At 60.7% G+C, this 1,506-nt stretch carries 1 protein-coding gene; it reads right to left on the bottom strand.

Going from position 1 to position 1,506, the window contains the following annotated elements; all coding sequences use genetic code 11:
- Nucleotides 1-9 precede the first annotated feature (9 nt).
- The gene (locus tag ACI38B_RS04700) at nt 10-792 is read right to left on the bottom strand and encodes an ABC transporter ATP-binding protein (RefSeq protein ID WP_044092673.1); all 783 of its coding nucleotides are present in this window, start codon (nt 790-792) and stop codon (nt 10-12) included.
- Nucleotides 793-1,506 lie beyond the last annotated feature (714 nt).

Genomic DNA, 1,506 nt, shown 5'->3' with positions numbered 1-1,506 from the left:
CGGGAGCGGTCATTGCGCGCCTCCATCCAACCACGCGATATGCGCGGCGCCATGCCTGCCGCCGACCAATTGCAGGAACCGCTCTTCGAGATCCTCGCCGGCGGCCACTTGGCTGATGGTTCCGGCCGCGCATACCACGCCTCGATTGATGACCGCGACATGCGTGCACATTTTCTCGACAAGCGCCATCACATGCGAGGAGATGATCACCGTGCCGCCTGTGGACACGTATTCGATGAGGATGTCCTTGAGATTGGCGCTGGAGACCGGATCAACCGATTCAAACGGTTCGTCGAGCACCAGAATGCGGGGGCTGTGAATCATGGCACATGCGAGGCAGATCTTCTTAGTCATTCCCGCTGAATAGTCGGCGACCATGACGTTGGCGGCATTGGACAGGTCGAAGGCGGCAAGCAGGTCTCCAGCTCGCTGAAGCGCTTGAGCACGAGGCATGCCGCGCAACATACCGCAGTAGACCAGCAGCTGCATGCCGGTGAGACGGTTAAAAATCTCATCAGGCTGCGGCATGACGCCGATGGTGCGCTTGACTGCGTTCACGTCGCTCCACACATCCCGCCCGAGAATCGTGGCGATACCGCCATCCGGGCGAAGCAGGCCGGTGACCATGTTGAGCGTGGTGGTTTTGCCGGCACCATTGGGGCCGACCAGACCGTAGAAGGAACCAACGGGAATGTCAAGCGACAGACCGTTGACGGCGACTTTGTCACCGAAGCGCTTCAGCAGGCCGCGGATGGATACTGCGGCGGCGGGGTTGGGAGGCACGGGTTGCATAGGGGGTACTGGTCGCGGTTGCGCGGGCTGCACGGGCTGGGTGGGTTGTACAAGAGAGACGGGCTGCATAGGTTGCATGGTCTGCACTGACTGAGCAGGTTGCGTGGGCTGCGCAAGCGGTACGGGTTGCACAGACGATGTCGTGATACCGGGTTGCGCTGACTGCACAGGTAGCGCGGGCTGAGCGATTGGCGTAGTCGGCGTCGGCGTGACGGGCTGCATCATCGCAGGCGCAGTCGCGCCGGGAACAGGGGCATCCGCGCCAGGGAAACGGACAGAATGTCCCGCATTGTCTAGTGTCATGGATTTAGGCTATCACGCGGACGCAATGATGGTTGGAATTCAAGCAAAATCGCCATAGCTGAAGATGGCATCCGGGACGAAAATGGAGTGCCAAGAGGACGATGCGGCGCTGAAGACGGCGCCGGGAACTGGGAGAACGCCGGCAGAACACTGAAGCACTGAATGCGACGCCCAGGATGGCACCGAGGCGACGCCGAAAATCTCAAAGCGACGAAAACGACGCTGAAGACGATACTGAAAAACACTGAAGACCACACGGTGCCAGAACCGGCTGCATCAAGTCCAAGGCACCCCTGCCGGCCCTCATCATCGTCGCACTGATGGCCATACCTGTGGCTGTCGCCGTATGGGTGCCCGGAGGATTGTTCTTCGTCGGATTCTTCTGGGGACTGCTGTTTGCCGGGTGCAGCG

It is taken from the genome of Bifidobacterium sp. (assembly GCF_051876855.1).
Taxonomy (GTDB): Bacteria; Actinomycetota; Actinomycetes; order Actinomycetales; family Bifidobacteriaceae; genus Bifidobacterium.
Note: the sequence above shows the minus strand (reverse complement) of the source record. Positions and strands in the feature narration are given on the sequence as shown.